This window comes from Christiangramia forsetii KT0803 (assembly GCF_000060345.1).
GTDB lineage: Bacteria > Bacteroidota > Bacteroidia > Flavobacteriales > Flavobacteriaceae > Christiangramia > Christiangramia forsetii.
The window spans coordinates 267,783-284,658 of record NC_008571.1 but is presented as its reverse complement, the minus strand read 5'-3'; the positions used below and the strand labels follow the sequence as shown (position 1 = coordinate 284,658).

16 protein-coding genes are annotated in these 16,876 nt (G+C 38.3%); 10 read left to right on the top strand and 6 right to left on the bottom strand.

Going from position 1 to position 16,876, the window contains the following annotated elements; all coding sequences use genetic code 11:
- Positions 1 to 16: 16 nt before the first annotated feature.
- Positions 17 to 613 carry a sugar O-acetyltransferase gene (locus GFO_RS01165; protein WP_011708167.1) on the top strand — a complete coding sequence of 199 codons (597 nt, stop codon included), beginning with the start codon at positions 17 to 19 and terminating at the stop codon, positions 611 to 613.
- Positions 614 to 690: 77 nt separating this feature from the next.
- Here GFO_RS01165 and hemL read toward each other — a convergent pair whose 3' ends face one another.
- The 3 genes from hemL to GFO_RS01150 form a co-directional block, all read right to left on the bottom strand.
- Complete coding sequence (gene hemL / locus GFO_RS01160; protein ID WP_011708166.1) at positions 691 to 1,980, bottom strand: glutamate-1-semialdehyde 2,1-aminomutase; 1,290 nt, start codon at positions 1,978 to 1,980, stop codon at positions 691 to 693.
- Positions 1,981 to 2,063: 83 nt separating this feature from the next.
- Positions 2,064 to 2,870 (bottom strand): glucosaminidase domain-containing protein, encoded by an 807-nt coding sequence (locus GFO_RS01155; protein ID WP_011708165.1) that lies wholly within the window; start codon positions 2,868 to 2,870, stop codon positions 2,064 to 2,066.
- 1 nt (position 2,871) lies between these two features.
- Complete coding sequence (locus GFO_RS01150; protein ID WP_011708164.1) at positions 2,872 to 3,801, bottom strand: 1-aminocyclopropane-1-carboxylate deaminase/D-cysteine desulfhydrase; 930 nt, start codon at positions 3,799 to 3,801, stop codon at positions 2,872 to 2,874.
- 590 nt (positions 3,802 to 4,391) lie between these two features.
- On the opposite strand from GFO_RS01150, the gene GFO_RS17705 reads away from it, so the two are divergent.
- The 4 genes from GFO_RS17705 to GFO_RS01130 all read left to right on the top strand — a co-directional run bounded on the left by GFO_RS17705 (position 4,392) and on the right by GFO_RS01130 (position 9,004).
- A complete protein-coding gene (locus GFO_RS17705) occupies positions 4,392 to 4,562 on the top strand; it encodes a C1orf53 family protein (protein WP_011708162.1) in 171 nt (56 codons plus the stop codon).
- A 6-nt stretch (positions 4,563 to 4,568) separates the two neighbouring features.
- Positions 4,569 to 6,557, top strand: a complete 1,989-nt coding sequence (locus GFO_RS01140; RefSeq protein WP_011708161.1) for a urocanate hydratase — start codon at positions 4,569 to 4,571, stop codon at positions 6,555 to 6,557.
- A 27-nt stretch (positions 6,558 to 6,584) separates the two neighbouring features.
- Positions 6,585 to 7,127: a DUF4136 domain-containing protein gene (locus GFO_RS01135; protein WP_011708160.1), complete on the top strand. Its 543-nt coding sequence runs from the start codon at positions 6,585 to 6,587 to the stop codon at positions 7,125 to 7,127.
- Positions 7,128 to 7,246: 119 nt separating this feature from the next.
- Positions 7,247 to 9,004, top strand: a complete 1,758-nt coding sequence (locus GFO_RS01130; RefSeq protein ID WP_011708159.1) for an aromatic amino acid hydroxylase — start codon at positions 7,247 to 7,249, stop codon at positions 9,002 to 9,004.
- On the opposite strand, the gene GFO_RS01125 is transcribed toward GFO_RS01130, so the two are convergent.
- From GFO_RS01125 to alaS, 3 genes are all read right to left on the bottom strand, one after another.
- Entirely contained in the window at positions 9,001 to 9,615 is a 615-nt protein-coding gene (locus GFO_RS01125) for a DUF4230 domain-containing protein (RefSeq protein ID WP_011708158.1), read from the bottom strand. The genes GFO_RS01130 and GFO_RS01125 overlap by 4 nt on opposite strands.
- 312 nt (positions 9,616 to 9,927) lie before the next feature.
- The gene (locus GFO_RS01120) at positions 9,928 to 10,878 is read right to left on the bottom strand and encodes a GSCFA domain-containing protein (RefSeq protein WP_011708157.1); all 951 of its coding nucleotides are present in this window, start codon (positions 10,876 to 10,878) and stop codon (positions 9,928 to 9,930) included.
- A gap of 45 nt (positions 10,879 to 10,923) precedes the next feature.
- Entirely contained in the window at positions 10,924 to 13,539 is a 2,616-nt protein-coding gene (gene alaS, locus GFO_RS01115) for an alanine--tRNA ligase (RefSeq protein ID WP_011708156.1), read from the bottom strand.
- A gap of 131 nt (positions 13,540 to 13,670) precedes the next feature.
- On the opposite strand from alaS, the gene GFO_RS01110 reads away from it, so the two are divergent.
- The 5 genes from GFO_RS01110 to GFO_RS01090 are packed head-to-tail and all read left to right on the top strand — an operon-like array spanning position 13,671 to position 16,793.
- On the top strand, positions 13,671 to 14,648 hold the full coding sequence (locus tag GFO_RS01110) for a M23 family metallopeptidase (protein ID WP_011708155.1): 978 nt from the start codon (positions 13,671 to 13,673) through the stop codon (positions 14,646 to 14,648).
- Positions 14,648 to 14,977 carry a MerR family transcriptional regulator gene (locus tag GFO_RS01105; protein WP_011708154.1) on the top strand — a complete coding sequence of 110 codons (330 nt, stop codon included), beginning with the start codon at positions 14,648 to 14,650 and terminating at the stop codon, positions 14,975 to 14,977. The genes GFO_RS01110 and GFO_RS01105 overlap by 1 nt, the downstream gene beginning before the upstream one ends.
- Before the next feature lies 1 nt (position 14,978).
- Entirely contained in the window at positions 14,979 to 15,563 is a 585-nt protein-coding gene (locus GFO_RS01100) for a LemA family protein (RefSeq protein ID WP_011708153.1), read from the top strand.
- A 5-nt stretch (positions 15,564 to 15,568) separates the two neighbouring features.
- Positions 15,569 to 16,012 (top strand): TPM domain-containing protein, encoded by a 444-nt coding sequence (locus tag GFO_RS01095; protein WP_011708152.1) that lies wholly within the window; start codon positions 15,569 to 15,571, stop codon positions 16,010 to 16,012.
- Complete coding sequence (locus GFO_RS01090; protein ID WP_011708151.1) at positions 15,972 to 16,793, top strand: TPM domain-containing protein; 822 nt, start codon at positions 15,972 to 15,974, stop codon at positions 16,791 to 16,793. The genes GFO_RS01095 and GFO_RS01090 overlap by 41 nt, the downstream gene beginning before the upstream one ends.
- The last annotated feature ends 83 nt before the right edge of the window (positions 16,794 to 16,876 follow it).

Genomic DNA, 16,876 nt, shown 5'->3' with positions numbered 1-16,876 from the left:
TTAGAACCTTAAAAGTATGTCTTCCGAAAAAGATAAAATGCTTTCACAAAAGCCTTACATAGCTTCAGATCCCGAGCTCTCGAAAGAACGTATCTATGCTCAAAAAACCTGTTTTAAAATAAATTCTATTTCTCCCGAATTTGTGGAAGAACGTAATAACCATCTTAAAAAATTACTGGGTTCAACGAAAGAGAATTTTTATATAGAACCGCCATTTCACTGTGATTATGGATATAATATTACCTTGGGTAAAAACTTCTACTCTAATTATAATTGCACCATTTTAGATTGTGCTGAAGTAAAAATTGGCGACAACGTAATGTTAGCACCCAACGTTAGCCTATTTACTGCGGGACATCCTATAGATGCCGAAAAGAGAAATCAGGGTTTAGAATATGCTATTCCAATAACTATTGGCAATAATGTGTGGATAGGCGGAAATACGGTGATCAATCCTGGGGTGAATATAGGTGACAATACGGTAGTTGGATCTGGGAGTGTTATAACCAAAGACATTCCAGCTAATGTAATTGCAGCGGGAAATCCCTGTAAAGTAATACGTGAGATCACTAAAGAGGATCAGAATTTTTATTTTAAGAAACGAAAGTTCTAAGAAAAACTTCAACCAAAAAAACCTCACATGTTTTGAAACCTGTGAGGTTCGATTAAATATTTTCTAAGATGAATCTATTACAGAGTCTTAGCTACTTTATCTACCGCTGCAATTGTGGTATCCAGATCTTCATAAGAAAGTGCATCACTAATAAACCATGTTTCATAAGCACTTGGTGCGATATAAATTCCGTTTTCCAGCATTCCGTGGAAAAATTTATTGAAAACACCAAGATTTGCAGATTTAGCTGCGGAAGCAAAATCGGTTACCGGCTCTGTTCCAAAATGAACTGAAATCATTGATCCAATTCTATTTATCGTGAAATCTACTTTATTTTCAGTCAGGACTTTTTCCATCCCTTCATGCAGATATTTGGTCTTTTTCTCAAGGCTTTCAAAAATCCCTCTTTTACTATCCAATTCTGTAAGCATTGCTAAACCGGCAGCCATCGCTAGTGGATTTCCGCTAAGTGTTCCCGCCTGATAAACAGGACCAACCGGAGCCAGGTAATCCATAATTTCATTTCGGGCGGCAAAGGCACCTACAGGTAAGCCTCCACCGATTACTTTTCCGAAGCACACAATATCGGCCTTTACTCCTGCCCTTTCCTGCACTCCTCCGGCGGCAAGTCTAAATCCCGTCATTACCTCATCAAAAATCAGGAGAATTCCCGTTTCATCACATAATTTTCTAAGTCCTTCCAAAAATCCTTCCGCAGGTGGGATACAACCCATATTCCCGGCAACCGGCTCCAGAATGATACAGGCAATTTCTTCTTTATTGGCTTCAATCACCTTCCTTACATTGTCCAGATCATTATAGTCTGCTAATAACGTATTCTTTGCAGTCCCCTGGGTAACCCCGGGACTGTTTGGCGTTCCAAAAGTGACCGCACCACTTCCGGCTTGAATAAGGAAAGAGTCACTATGACCGTGATAACAGCCGGCGAACTTGATGATCTTCTCTTTTCCCGTAAATCCGCGGGCAAGACGAACGGCGCTCATACAGGCTTCTGTACCTGAATTCACCATTCTTATTTTATCAATATTCGGAACCATTTTTACTGCCAGTTCCGCTATTTTCGTTTCAATTTCTGTAGGTGTTCCAAAGGAAGTACCTTTTTTTGCTTTTTCAATAACCGCATCAATAACAGGTTTATGAGCGTGCCCCAAAATAAGTGGCCCCCAGGAATTGATATAGTCTATTAATTTATTCCCATCTTCATCATATATATAAGCCCCTTCGGCCTTTTCAATAAAAATTGGTTCACCTCCTACCGCCTTAAAAGCCCTTACAGGAGAGTTCACCCCGCCGGGAATCACTTTTTGTGCATCTGCGAATAACTGACTACTTCTCTTATAAATCATAAATGATCTTTTATTTTATACGTCCCCCAGATCTTATTTCAGGGTTTTTAAATCAAGATTCTGAAATAAATTCAGAATGACGATTATTTTATACTTAAAACCTGGCCAATAGAAATTGTATTTCCATTAAGCCCATTCATTCTTCTAATATCTTCTACGGAAGTATTATATTTTTTTGAAATTGAATACAAGGTATCCCCTTTTCTTACCACATGAGTTTCAGAATTCTTTGTTTCCTGAGGTTTTACCGCATATTTCGTCGCCTGTTTTCCTGAATCATACTGGTACAGCTCATATCTTTCGATAAGATCTATAAGTTTGTCCGGATACCTGCGATCTGTAGCATAACCGGCTTTTCTCAAACCTTTGGCCCAGCCTTTATAATCATCTGCATCAAGTTCGAATAATTCAGAATAGCGCCCCCGTCCAGATAGAAATAAAGAGTGATCGCGATAGGAGTATTTTGCGTGTTTATACTTTCTAAAACATTCCCCACGCCGATCATCATCATGGTAAACTTTTTCACCTTTCCAGTCGTGACATTTAATTCCGAAGTGATTATTCGCTCTTCTGGTTAATTCTCCATTTCCGGCCCCCGATTCCAGAATTCCCTGCGCCAACGTAATACTTGCAGGAATTTTATATAATTTCATTTCTTCTTGGGCAATAGATGCGTAATCCCTGATATAATCTTCAATTCGATAATGATAAGAATTACGGGGCATCTTCTCTTTCACATCATCTACCACCTCAGCAGGAGTTTCACGATTCTCTTCTCCTCTATTATCCATTTCAACATTATCCTTTCTGGTCACCACTTTCTTTTTACTACCACACGAAGCAGCAAAAACAACGATCAACAAAAGAACTAAAAGGTGTCTAATTTTCATACTAATATATAATTTGAGGCAGATCTTTTCTCTTCAAAAACCGGTTCATTCCTTCAATTCCCTGCAAGCCACCGGTATGAATAGCCAGTATTTTAGAATTTTCGGGGAAATATCCGCATTTTACGAGGTCAAAAATACCAAAAACTAACTTTCCTGTATAGAGAGGATCCAGAATGATTTTATATTTTTTACTGAAATCGTTCATAAAATCGATCAGTTCAGCATTCACTTTTGCATAACCACCAAAATGATAATTTAGTATGATCTCCCAATTCCCCTTATTTACCAAAGTTGAAACTTCATTTTTTAAATAATCTGAATTTAAAGCTGAAAAGCCAAGCACTTTTTGGTCTTCTTCTGAAGAATTGATCAGTCCGGCAATAGTTCCTCCGGTTCCCACCGAGGCGCAGATATAGTTGAAATCTTTATCTTTTTCTGAAAGTATTTCTTCGCAACCTTTTATAGCAAGTTCATTAGTTCCACCTTCAGGAACCTGATAAAATTTATCGAATTTTAGTTTTAATTTCTGTAGAAATCCTTCGGAATCCTTGTTTCGGTATTTTTCCCGACTTATAAATTCAAATTTCATTCCGCAGGAAGCAGCATATTTTAGTGTCGGACTCCATTTTTCTTGAGAATTCACCAATTCTTCACCCCGGATTATTCCGATGGTTTTGAAACCTAATAATTGACCTGCCGTAGCAGTTGCTGAAATATGATTGGAGTGAGCCCCACCGAAGGTAAGAATCCTAGCGTGATTTTCTTTTTTGGCCTGAAGCAGATTATACTTCAATTTTCGAAATTTATTTCCAGAAACTTCAGGATGCAGCAAATCTTCCCTTTTGATCCAAAGCTTAATACCACCGGGGAATTCGGTGATAAATTCATTTGGAATCGATTCAGAAGTTACTTTTTCAAAAAAGTCCTGCATGATTGCAAAACTAGTTTAAGTGGTTTATAAAAGCCAAAATTACACACATCAATTTTTGAATAACCTAATTGCTTCATCGCTGTCTTTGCGAGCGGAGAGCATCGTAGCGCCGCAAACTCAAGCTTGAAATTTTAATAATGAGACTGCTTCAGTCGTTTCACTCATTCGCAGTGAATTAAATTCTTGATCTAACTTTTCTTCTCATATCTCTGCATGTAACCAAATATTCCATCAAAGAAATTTCCGAAAAGCCCAAAAAGATCTTTTTTTGAGATACTTAAGGTCATTTTCCCTGCGATAAGCCTCTCTTTCAAAACTGATATTTCTGTAAGCAAGCATTCCGTCGCGGCAATCCAGATAACGCACAAAGAATTCTATGGCATACCAGACGTAAAAAAACAAAACGAGAAGCTCCAGTTGTTGCCTGAGATGTATCTTTTCATGGTTCAGAAAATATTCGTCTTTCTTCAGCTGCTTATTCTGGAGTATCACAAAGGGCCACAAACTTATCCCCTTAAACCTGCCCGAAAGCAGCCTTTTGTTGACGATCAAAATCATGCTTTCAAGATAAGAAATTGTAATTTAGCGGTATGAATTTTCAGAAAAAAAGAATCCCGTTAGAAGATGGAGACTATTATCTCACTCCTGAAGGCTATCGCTGTTTTACTGAACAATACCATCTAAAAAGAGGCTATTGCTGTGAAAGCGGATGCCGACATTGCCCATACGGATATAACAAGAAAACCAACTCTCAAGAATAATATACAATGAACTTTAAGGATCTTATACTTGAAGGTATACCCGACGAATTACCGGCAGCAAGAATATATGACCAATCTTTAAATCATGCTCCCAAACGCAAGGATATCTTAGATGCCGATGAAAAGAAACTCGCGTTAGAAAATGCATTAAGATATTTTGACAAAAAACATCATGAGACTTTACTTCCTGAATTCAGGGAAGAACTGGAAAAATATGGTCGTATCTATATGTATAGGTTCAAACCCGATTATGATTTTTACGCCAGACCAATAGACGAATACCCTGGGGAAAGTGTTCAGGCAAAAGGAATCATGCTCATGATTCAGAATAATTTGGATCCTGAAGTTGCTCAACATCCAGAAGAATTGATCACTTATGGTGGTAACGGTGCTGTATTCCAAAACTGGGCACAATACCTTCTAACCATGCAATATCTGGCGATGATGGATAACGAACAGACTCTGGCAATGTATTCTGGTCATCCAATGGGTCTCTTCCCTTCCCATGCTAATGCTCCAAGAGTTGTTGTAACTAACGGAATGATGATCCCTAATTATTCCAAACCAGATGACTGGGAGAAATTCAATGCATTGGGAGTAACTCAATATGGGCAAATGACTGCCGGAAGTTTTATGTATATAGGTCCGCAGGGAATCGTACACGGGACAACTATTACTGTTTTAAATGCAGGAAGAAAGATATCTAAATCTGGTGAAGGCTTAGCTGGGAAATTATTTGTGACTTCGGGTCTTGGCGGAATGAGCGGCGCTCAACCAAAAGCCGGGAATATTGCAGGTTGTATTACCATTTGTGCTGAAGTAAATCCTAAAGCTACCCAAACCAGGCATAAACAAGGCTGGGTAGATGAAGTTATTGATAATGTAGAAGAACTTGCGGAAAGAGTCAAAAAAGCAAAAGCTGGAAAAGAAGTGATATCCATAGCATACCAGGGCAACGTGGTAGAAATCTGGGAATATTTTGCTGAAAATGACATTTACATAGACCTGGGAAGCGATCAAACATCGCTGCACAATCCATGGGCTGGTGGTTATTATCCGGTTGATCTTGGCTTTGAGGAAGCAAATGAATTGATGGCTTCAAATCCTGAAAAATTCAAAGAGAAAGTTCAGGAAAGTTTGAGAAGACAAACCACCGCAATTAATAAGCATACAAAAAGAGGCACCTATTTCTTTGACTACGGAAATGCTTTTTTACTGGAAGCATCCAGAGCCGAGGCCGATATTATGAGCGAAGATGGGAAAGATTTTAGATACCCGAGTTATGTTCAGGATATTATGGGACCTATGTGTTTTGATTATGGATTCGGACCTTTTAGATGGGTTTGTGCTTCAGGCAAAGAGGAAGATCTTCAGAAGACTGATAAAATAGCAACTGAGGTTTTAAACAAATTAAAAGAAAATTCACCTGCCGAAATTCAGCAGCAAATGCAGGACAACATTCAATGGATCAAAGGGGCTCGCGAGAATAAATTAGTAGTAGGCTCAAAAGCGAGAATTCTTTATGCGGATGCCGAAGGAAGAATAGCGATTGCTAAGGCTTTTAACGACGCTATATCCCGTGGAGAGATAGGCCAGATAGTACTTGGGCGTGATCATCATGATGTTTCCGGAACCGATTCACCATACCGTGAGACCTCAAATATTTATGATGGATCGAGCTTTACGGCAGATATGGCAATACAAAACGTTATAGGAGATAGTTTCAGAGGAGCGACCTGGGTGAGCATTCACAATGGCGGTGGAGTTGGCTGGGGAGAGGTTGTTAATGGAGGATTCGGCATGATTCTTGAAGGTGATAAATCATCAGAAGATCGTTTAAAATCTATGTTATTCTGGGATGTAAATAACGGAATTGCCCGCAGATCCTGGGCAAGGAATGAGGAAGCCATATTCGCAGCCAAACGCGCAATGAACATGAATCCGCAATTAAAAGTTACTATTCCCAACCTAGTAGATCAGGATCTTTTGGATTAAAATTTATATAAATTTAAATTCTAACCTATGAAATTTCTAAGAATTACTCCAGTTCTACTGTTGTTTGCGGTAGTTTTAACTTCATGTAGCAGTGTAAAAGTTGCTTCAGACTATGATCGTGAGGCCGACTTTAATAAATATGGAACTTATGCTTTTTTCAAGCCAGGCATAGATAAAGCTGAAATTTCTGATCTTGACAAAAAAAGAATTTTAAGAGCTATTGAAACGGAAATGCAGAAAAATGGATTTACAAAATCTGAAAATCCTGATCTTCTTGTAAGTATATTTACAAAGACGAATGAGAATATTAATATCTATCAGAACAATTACCCATATTACGGCTATGGCTGGGGATGGAACCCTTGGTACTGGGGAAGCGGTTTTAATACCGTGAATAGAACCAGTGAAGGAACCCTTTATATAGACCTTATAGATTCTGAAGGAAAAGAACTGGTTTGGCAGGGAATGGGTACAGCTGCTCTTGCCAGTGAAGTAAATAAAAAACAGGAACGAATCAACGAAATCGTTGGGAAGATCATGGAGAAATATCCTCCCGGAATGGAGAAATAACAAATAAACTTTTAAGCCCCTTGATTGGGGCTTTTTTATGCGCAGTCGCCAATGATTATCCTTCCCATTCTGTTTCAAATTTTGTACTTTTAACGCAAACGTTTTAGTTAAATTAAATCATGTTAGATAATATTCAATCCAACGAAATTCTCGATAGGCTACCGGCCCATCTTCAGCAATTTATAAAGCCTCAAAATTATGATGATTACAGCTCCATCAATCAGGCAGTCTGGCGATATGTAATGCGAAAGAATGTTGACTATTTAAGCAAGGTCGCTCATGATTCTTATCTGGAAGGTCTTAAGAAAACAGGAATATCAATTGATAGCATTCCTAATATGTATGGAATGAATCGTATTCTTGAAGAAATTGGCTGGGCTGCGGTTGCTGTAGATGGATTTATTCCACCAGCGGCTTTTATGGAGTTTCAGGCGTACAATGTTCTTGTAATCGCCAGTGATATACGTCAACTTGAACATATAAAATATACTCCCGCTCCCGATATTATCCATGAAGGTGCCGGCCACGCCCCTATTATCGCCAATCCGGAATACGCCGAATATCTAAGGCGTTTTGGGGAAATTGGCTGTAAGGCTATTTCCAGCTCACATGATTATGAAGTTTATGAAGCCATTCGTGAGCTTTCTATTTTAAAGGAAGCGGAAGATACTCCGAAAGAAAAAATCGAAGAAGTTGAAAAGAGAGTAGACGATCTTCAAAATGCAGATGTAGTATCCAGTGAAATGTCTCAAATTAGAAATTTGCATTGGTGGACTGTAGAGTACGGACTTATAGGAACTCCGGAAAACCCGAAAATTTATGGTGCAGGACTACTATCATCTATTGGCGAAAGCAAATCCTGTATGACAGATGCTGTTGAAAAATTCCCTTACTCCATTGAAGCAGCGAAAAAAGAATTTGATATCACTAAACCACAACCTCAGCTTTTTGTCACCCCGGACTTTGCTCATTTAAGCCTTGTGCTTGAAGAATTCGCTAACAAAATGGCTTTAAGAAAAGGCGGACTGGAAGGAATTCAGAAATTAATTGACTCCAAAAATCTTGGTACCATTGAGTTTAGTACGGGAATTCAAGTTTCCGGAAGTTTTTCGAATGTCATCGAACATGAGGGAAAAGCGATTTATATTCAAACTAATGGAAAAACTGCACTTTCTACAAGGGAAAAAGAACTGGTAGGACATGGTGTCTCTACGCATCCGGAAGGATTTGGTTCTCCTATTGGCAAATTAAAGGGAATAAATCTGGCTATAGAAGATATGAGTCCCAGAGATCTTAGAGCCTATGATATTTATGAAGGTGAAAAGGTGAGTTTTGAATTCGAGGGCGGAGTAAAAGTTGAAGGTGAAATTATTACCGGAACCAGAAACCTCCAGGGTAAAATTATTTTGATCAGTTTTAAAAATTGCACGGTCACTTATAATGAAAAGGTATTATTTAAGCCAGAATGGGGAAAATATGATATGGCCGTAGGGAAAGAGGTCATTTCTGCATTTGCAGGACCTGCAGATCACGAATCTTTTGATCTTATAACCCACGACCCATCTTCCACAACTATAAAAAGTAAAAAAAACGCAGAGAGAGAAGAACTGGAATCTCTCTATGAATCGGTAAGAAATATTAGAAAAGGTGAAAACACCAAATTTTCCCTTAGCGCTGCATTTGATATCATAAAAAAACATCATCCTAAAGATTGGTTACTCTCGGTGGAGATCTATGAGCTAGCAATAGAGGATGATCCAAAGTTAGCGGAGCAAATTAAAGATCATCTTCAGAAACTAAAAAAAATCAGACCGGAAGTCGCCCATTTAATTGAGGATGGTCTAGAAATGACCGAAACAAAAATGGTTACTCCTTAAATTTTAATATTTTCAAGATTTTCAGGATTAGTAATGGGTTGGTTCTCATATTCCAGAGTCCAGCCCATACTACTGGTTAAAATATAAATTTTTTGAAGTTCACTAACCAGTCTATTCTTCGCATTCTTTTTTAAGCTAGATTTCTCAATCTTTTCATTAAGCCCTTTTTCAATACGTGATTTGATCTTATTATAATCTTCAGCTTCAAACTGGTTAAGATAATCCTGGGTAACATCGTAATATTTAATATTTGGATTAATATTAATTTCCTCTTTAGGGATACTTTTAATCACCACCTTTTTAGCTTCTTCATCTATCTCTATTTCCAACTTGCTCAAATCATACGCGATACTTACCTCAGCATTCACAACAATAAGTGCCTTCTTACGGGCTGAAAGCACATCAAAATAGAAGCTTTTAGAATTCTTGTAGGTGAATACCTGGGAAAAAGTTCCTTCTGTTACTACAAGTTTCCCAACATTTCTAATTTGCTTCTGAATAAGAGCCGAATTTTCTGCCAGACTTTCTTTCTCATTATTTTTCTGGTCCCAATACATAAACCCTAAAATAATAACCGCAAGCATTAAAATGGCCACTAGAATATTCTTCATAAGATCTGTTTAAGCTGGGAAATTAGAAAAAAAAGAGAAGAGACGGTTAAATGAAAACCCAAAGTGAGTTAAAGAAATCTTATAAAAACTAAAGGACGGCCCCACCCGTCCTTTAGTATATTCTAAAATCTACCCCAACAAATTTTAGAAAGCAAATCTTTTATAATTATCTCATTATTACTGGTTAACAATAGTAATAACAGACGTAAATTAATTGGATCTGCCTGGTAAAAATACAAATAATTTAACATAGAGCGTGAAATTTATGTTTTCAAATTAATAAAATTTTAACAATCCTAATAGTAGCAAGGGCTAAGAAAACATAATTTCAGGGTGCTTTTTTTGAATTTCCTCGATTTTTACTTGTAATTTCGTAAGAAATTTCCTATGAGACAGTGAGTTTTCTGCCAGGGGCCGGTGAGAAAGACTTTTCTGAATCTTATCGATTTTCAGGTTCAGATTTAATGAGTTCTGTGACATCCATTTTTCAGAAAATGAATTCCATATATAATCTATAGCCACTTGATTTAGGTGAAGCATATCTTCAGAATAAAACCGATAATCTCTAAGCTCATCCATCAGGATTTCATAAGATGGAAAATAGTTTGACTGGGCATTAGAATTTAAGAATTGATGCACTGCTGCAATTAAATGGGCTTTGCTCTGTTGATTTTCCTGAAAACCATCCTTTAAATGCCTTATAGGAGAAATAGTATAGATAATCTTTGCGTTATTATTTATTTGCGAAACAGAATGGTCAATTACCTCAAGATCATTTACTATCTCGTTGATAGAAGAAAGCTCCTTCTTAAATTTTTTCTGCGGAATTTTATGGCAGTTCGCCGCTATTTCTTCCTGACCTTCATAAACATAGCCCCAGGCAGTACCAAGGCTAATAATCACATGAGTCGCATTCTCAATAAATTCTCTACTCTTCTTTAAGGCAGAATTTAAATTCTGGAGGCATTCCCCTTCAGTATCGCGACGCATATCTGAGTGTGCTTCCAGAGATTGCCACCTGTCATTGAATTCAAGAATATGCTTTTTTTGATATTCTTCATGATTAGACATTCTTTGAAAAAACCTTCGAATAGGAGAAGGATGAAAAACAATCCCGGTTGGATTTTGAAGATTTCTGAATTTGAACCATTCCAGTTTAGCTCCAATATTTTCAACAAAACAGGAACCTATAAGAAAAACACCCGATGAATGCTCAATTTTCGGGCGACCCTCTTTAATTGGAACTTTAGTTCTAAAATCCATATTCTTAAATTAAAAAATCCCGATGAATTATCGGGATTTTTTATGTTATTTTATAAAGCTTTCTGCTTTCTGTAATGCTTCATTCAGTCCGTCCGGATTTTTACCCCCTGCGGTAGCAAAAAATGGCTGGCCACCACCGCCACCCTGGATATACTTACCCAGTTCACGAACAATCTGTCCTGCATTAAGGTCTTTCCCTTTTACAAGTTCTTTAGATATATAGCAGGAAAGTAGCGCTTTCCCATGTTGTTCTGCACCAAATAATATAAATAAATCATCAATTTCTTCACCTAACTGAAAAGCAAGATCCTTAATACCGGCTGCATCCAGATCTACTTTTTTTGAAAGGAAATTAACCCCGTTTATCGACTTTACCTCGTGTTTAAGTTTAGATTTAAGGTTTTTAGCCTTATCCTTCAGCAGACTCTCAATTTGTCTCTTTAAGTTTATATTTTCCTCCTGAAGATTATTTATAGCCTTTACCGGATCATTGGAATTTTTCAGTCCGCTTTTGATCTCTTCAAGAATGTTTGTCTGCTCTTCAAAGTATTTCATGGCTGCTTCACCGGTAATTGCCTCAATCCTTCTAATTCCCGAAGCAACTGCAGATTCTCCTGAAATTTTAAAATGCCAGATATCTGAAGTATTCTTCACGTGAATACCCCCACACAATTCCATAGAATCTCCAAAACGAATCGCTCTCACAGAATCACCATATTTCTCCCCGAATAAAGCAATCGCTCCCTGGTCTATTGCTTCCTGGTAAGAGATATTTCTCTGCTCATCCAAACTTAGTTGCTCACGAATTCGGGCATTTACAAAGTTTTCCACCTTCTCTAGCTCTTCTCCAGTAACTTTACTGAAATGTGAAAAATCGAATCTCAGATAGCCGCTTTGTACCATAGAGCCTTTTTGCTCCACATGAGTCCCTAGAATACTTCTAAGCGCCTGATGTAATAAATGAGTAGCAGTATGGTTAGAAGCTGTATTGTAACGCTCTGTCTTATTTACGATCGCTTTAAATTCGGCTTCCGTATTTTTTGGTAAATTTTTTGTAAAATGTATGATCTGGTTGTTTTCCTTCTTAGTGTCAACCACATCAACTACTTCTCCATCTGAAGACATCAGAATTCCTTTATCTCCAACCTGGCCACCACCTTCCGGATAGAAAGGTGTTTTATTTAGAACAACCTGAAACATTTCCCCTTTCTTCTTGGACTCTACTTTACGATACCTGGCGATTTTTGCATCTGCTTCAAGTTTATCATAACCAACAAAAGATTCCTCATCAACCGGGTTCAATTCTATCCAATCACCTGCACTTACCGCAGTAGCTTCCCTGGAACGATCTTTTTGCTTTTTAAGTTCAGCTTCAAAACCTTTTTCATCAAGATCATAGCCATTTTCTTTTAAGATTAAAGCGGTAAGATCTATAGGAAACCCGAAAGTATCGTAAAGTTCAAATGCTTTTTCTCCGGAAATGGTTTTATCCTTAGATTCTTTCATTAAATTTTCAAGCAGTATCAATCCCTGATCCAGTGTTCTGAGAAAAGAAGCTTCTTCTTCCCTAATCACATTTTCGATTAGATTTTGCTGAGACTTTAATTCCTGAAAGGTAGCCCCCATTTGACCGCTCAACACAGGAACTAACTTATATATAAAAGGTTCTTTGGTGTTAAGAAAGGTAAAGCCATATCTAATAGCCCGTCTTAGAATTCTTCTAATTACATATCCGGCACCGGTATTACTCGGTAACTGCCCGTCTGCGATTGAAAATGCCACGGCTCGAACGTGATCTGCGATCACCCTCATCGCGATATTATTCTCCTCAGACTTGCCATATGTGACACCCGTTATTTCCTCAATTTCGCCAACAAGCGGAGTAAAAACATCGGTGTCATAATTAGACTGGGTATTTTGAAGCACCATACACAGACGCTCAAAACCCATCCCTGTATCAATATGCTTTGCAGGTAATTCTTCAAGATCTCCGTTGGCTTTACGATTATATTGCATAAATACCAGGTTCCAGATCTCCACAACTTGCGGATGATCCATATTTACGAGATCTCTACCTGGAGTTTTCGCTTTTTCTTCTTCTGACCTAATGTCTATATGAATTTCAGAACACGGGCCACAAGGACCCTGATCTCCCATCTCCCAGAAGTTATCCTTTTTATTTCCGTAGATAATACGCTCTTCTGGAACGATCTTTTTCCATAGTTCAAGCGCTTCGGTATCTAATCCAAGATCATCTCTATCATCACTTCCTTCAAAAACTGAAACATAGAGGTTTTCAGGCGAGATTTTATAAACTTCGGTCAATAGCTCCCATGCCCAGCTAATTGCTTCCTCTTTGAAATAATCGCCAAAACTCCAGTTGCCGAGCATCTCGAACATCGTATGGTGATAAGTATCATGCCCTACTTCTTCAAGATCATTATGTTTTCCGCTCACACGAAGACATTTCTGAGTATCGGTCACTCTATTACTTTTTGCAACAGAGTTGCCCAGGAAAAACTCCTTAAACTGCACCATCCCGGCATTGGTAAACATTAGCGTTGGATCGTCTTTTAAGACCATAGGCGCTGATGGCACTATTGTGTGTGATTTCGATTTAAAAAACTCGAGAAACTGTTTTCGGATATCCTGTGACTTCATTCAGTTATTTTCTTGCAAAATTCATTAAATTATGAAGACGGCAAAACAATTCATATATTTGTTCGTTAACCGTATTAAATAGCACGGTATTTGAGCCGTTTCTGGACGCAAAAATAGCATAAATTTAACTCATGTCGAAGGTTAAATATTATTACGATAGCGAGACCCTTTCTTACCAAAAGATCGAGCAAAAGAAGGGCAAACGTCTAGGTATTGTCCTGCTTAGTATTACCGGTTCATTTTTAGCCGGTTTTATACTATTAATTATCTATTTGAACATCCCGCAGATAGAAACTCCAAAAGAAAAAGCTTTAAAACGAGAACTGCATAACATGCAACTACAATATGGTCTTCTTAATAAAAAAATGGATCAAATCCAGGACGTCATGGCCAATATTGAAGACAGAGACAATAATATCTACCGCCTGTATTTTGAAGCGAATCCAATTCCTGAAGAACAAAGAAGAGCGGGTTTTGGAGGTGTAAACAGATATAAGAACCTTGAAGGTTTTGATAATAGCAAGCTTATTGAAGAAACTACCAAAAGAATGGATGTTCTTACTAAAAGACTGGTGGTTCAATCAAAGTCCCTGGATGAAATCGCAGGCCTTGCCAAAGAAAAAGGAGAGTTACTGGAAGCCATTCCCGCAATTCAGCCGGTAAATAATGAAGACCTGAGCAGAATTGCTTCGGGTTATGGATGGCGAACTGATCCTTTTACGAAAGTTAGAAAATTCCATTACGGAATGGATTTCACCGCACCAAGAGGAACGCCGGTATATGCCACCGGAAACGGGAAAATTGTACGAGCCGACAGCAGGTCTACAGGTTATGGTAATCACATAAGAATAGATCATGGTTATGGTTATACAAGCCTATACGGACATTTATATAAATACAACGTTCGCAGAGGGCAAAAAGTAAAAAGGGGTGACGTTATTGGGTTTGTAGGAAGTACGGGGCGTTCTGAAGCTCCTCACCTTCATTACGAAATCTTTAAAGATGACGACAGAATCAATCCAATAAATTTCTATTATGGAAATCTTTCTCCTGAAGAGTTTGGTGAAGTACTTGAGAGAGCCCAACGTGAAAATCAATCACTTGATTAATGCACATAGATCTTCCTGAAAAGCGTTATTATGGCATTGGCGAAGTAGCCGAAGCATTTAAAGTAAACACCTCCCTGATTAGGTTTTGGGAAAAGGAATTTGATGTTATCAAACCAAAGAAGAATGCCAAGGGAAACAGAAAGTTTACACCAGAAGATATTAAGAATCTTGAACTCATTTATCATTTAGTAAAAGAGCGGGGCTTTACCCTTGAAGGTGCTAAAACCCATTTAAAAGAAGAAAAACATAAAACGCTGAGTAACTTTGAAATCATTAGAAAGTTAGAAAGCGTAAAAGCAGAATTAATCAACCTTAAAAATCAATTATAAAATGAAAAAATGGTTAATCCCCATAGGAATTATTGTTGTTTTAGTAATTCTAATTGCATCTCCCTACAATTCTTTAGTTGACAAGCAAGAGGATGCAGAAAAGGCCTGGAATAATGTAGAGAACTCTTATCAAAGAAGAAATGACCTTATAGGCAACCTTGTAAAAACTGTTGAAGGAGCCGCAGATTTTGAAAGAGGAACTTTAACCGACGTTATAGAAGCTCGTGCTAAGGCAACTTCGGTAAATGTAGATGCCAGCAACCTCAACGCAGCACAAATTCAACAATATCAAGAAGCGCAACAAGGTGTAACCTCGGCATTATCCAGATTATTGGTAACGGTAGAAAGATATCCGGAATTAAAAGCGAATCAAAACTTCCTGCAATTACAATCTCAGCTGGAAGGTACTGAAAACCGTATTAATGTAACCAGGGACCGGTACAACGAAGCTGTTGCAAACTACGAGAAAACAAGAAGAAAATTCCCAAGCAACATCACTGCTGCATTATTTGGCTTTGATGATATGGAAGGATTTGAAGCCGATGCAGGAGCTGAAGATGCACCAGATGTAGAATTCGATTTTTAAAAATTATGAGTAAAGCAAGCGAAGCCTTCCTAAGCAAACGGGAGGAAGAAGAGATCGTTGACACAATAAGACAGGCAGAGAGAACTACCAGTGGTGAAATTCGTGTGCATTTAGAACCAAGCACAGGTAAACTGGATATTTTTGAACGGGCAATGGAAGTTTTTCATGCCTTGAAAATGGACAACACCAAAGAAGCTAACGGAGTCTTGATTTACGTAGCCGTAGAAGATCGAAATTTTGTGATCTATGGAGATAAGGGAATCAACGATGTAGTGGCAAATGATTTCTGGGAAAGCACTAAAGAACTTATAGTTTCTCATTTTAAAAAAGATCATTTTAAAGATGGTCTGGTAGAAGGAGTTCTTAAGGCGGGAGAACAATTGCAGAAACATTTCCCGTGGGACGAAGATGATACCAACGAATTATCTGATCAAATTTCAAAAGGATAGGCTTATCAAACGATTTTTATTTTTATTCATATTTCTAGCGGGATTCACTGTTTTAGCACAGCGCGACATTCCGCCGAAACCTACTGAACAAACCAGTGTCTATGATGAAGCAGATATGCTTTCTTCTTCAGACGAAAGCAGACTGGAGCAAAAATTAATCAATTATGCTGACACTACCTCAACCCAGATTGTGGTAGTCACCATACAATCCCTCCAGGGGGAATATGAAGGAACCTATGCGGCTCATTGGGCTCATGAATGGGGTATTGGTCAAAGCGAAAAGGATAACGGACTACTTATTCTTGTAGCAGAAGATGAACGAAAGATATGGATAACCACAGGATACGGACTTGAAGCATACCTTACCGATGCTAAAACCAAGGAAATTATCGAGCTTATCATCCTACCTGAATTCAAGAGCGGTGATATATATGCCGGATTGAACAATGGAACTACGGCAATTTTTCAGGTCCTAAATGGAACTTTTCAAGGTGCTCGTTCCAACCAGGGCACTGGTGGTGGTATTTCTTTAAAAACCATCGTTATATTTTTCATCCTGTTTGCAATTCTTGTTTCCTTTTTTAATAAACGAGGTGGCGGCAAGAATGGAGGCAGAAGAACCGGAAGAAGTGTTTTATGGGACGCGATTATTCTTAGTTCTCTAGGGCGTGGAAGCTTTGGAGGCGGAAGTTCCGGAGGTGGATTCGGTGGCGGTGGAGGCTTTGGCGGCGGTTTCGGCGGCGGTGGCTTTGGCGGTGGTGGCGCTGGAGGAAGCTGGTAAATTCAGTGAGCAATGAGCAGTGAGCAATGAGCAATGAGCAATGAGCAATGAGCAAAATTGAAATAAAATCCTGGTTTCCGAAT